Origin of the sequence: Leisingera sp. ANG-S5, from assembly GCF_000813925.1 — a bacterium.
Classification (GTDB): domain Bacteria; phylum Pseudomonadota; class Alphaproteobacteria; order Rhodobacterales; family Rhodobacteraceae; genus Leisingera.
Window position 1 is genome coordinate 1 of the sequence record NZ_JWLH01000033.1, and the last position, 1,127, is coordinate 1,127.

The 1,127-nt window shown below is 63.4% G+C and carries 1 protein-coding gene; it reads right to left on the reverse strand.

The genetic code is table 11. The features are described from left to right. Window positions 1-1,127: elongation factor Tu (tuf, locus tag RA25_RS21955; RefSeq protein WP_039175045.1), on the reverse strand; the 1,127-nt coding region annotated here is incomplete at both ends.

Sequence of the window (1,127 nt, forward strand, 5' to 3'; positions counted from 1 at the left end):
CCAGCGCCGACGGTGCGGCCGCCTTCGCGGATGGCGAAGCGCAGGCCGTCTTCCATCGCGATCGGTGCGATCAGCTCAACGCCGAACTTCAGGTTGTCGCCCGGCATCACCATCTCGGTGCCTTCCGGCAGGGTCACGGTGCCGGTCACGTCGGTGGTGCGGAAGTAGAACTGCGGACGGTAGTTCGCGAAGAACGGGGTGTGGCGGCCGCCTTCTTCCTTGGTCAGGATGTAGGCTTCGGCTTCGAACTTGGTGTGCGGGGTCACGGAACCCGGCTTGCACAGCACCTGGCCGCGCTCAACACCGTCACGGTCCACACCGCGCAGCAGGGCGCCGATGTTGTCGCCGGCTTCACCGCGGTCCAAGAGCTTGCGGAACATTTCCACACCGGTGCAGGTGGTGGTGGTGGTGTCGCGGATGCCGACGATCTCGATCGAGTCGCCGACGTTGATCACGCCGCGCTCGACACGGCCGGTCACAACGGTGCCGCGGCCGGAGATCGAGAACACGTCTTCGATCGGCATCAGGAACGGCTGGTCAACCGCACGCGCCGGGGTGTCGATGTATTCGTCGACAGCCGCCATCAGCTCTTTGATTTTCTCTTCGCCGATTTCCGGCTTGTTGCCTTCCATCGCCGCCAGAGCGGAGCCTGCAACGATCGGGATATCGTCGCCCGGGTAGTCGTAGGAGGACAGCAGCTCGCGGATTTCCATTTCCACCAGCTCCAGCAGCTCTTCGTCGTCGACCTGGTCAACCTTGTTCATGAACACGACCATCTTCGGGATGCCAACCTGGCGGCCCAGCAGGATGTGCTCGCGGGTCTGCGGCATCGGGCCGTCAGCTGCGTTCACAACCAGGATCGCGCCGTCCATCTGGGCCGCGCCGGTGATCATGTTCTTCACGTAGTCGGCGTGGCCGGGGCAGTCGACGTGCGCGTAGTGGCGGTTGTCGGTCTCATACTCGACGTGCGCGGTCGAGATGGTGATGCCGCGGGCTTTTTCTTCCGGGGCGCCGTCGATCTGGTCGTAGGCTTTGAAGTCACCGAAGTATTTGGTGATAGCCGCGGTCAGAGTGGTCTTGCCGTGGTCAACGTGGCCGATGGTGCCGATGTTGACGTGCGGTTTATT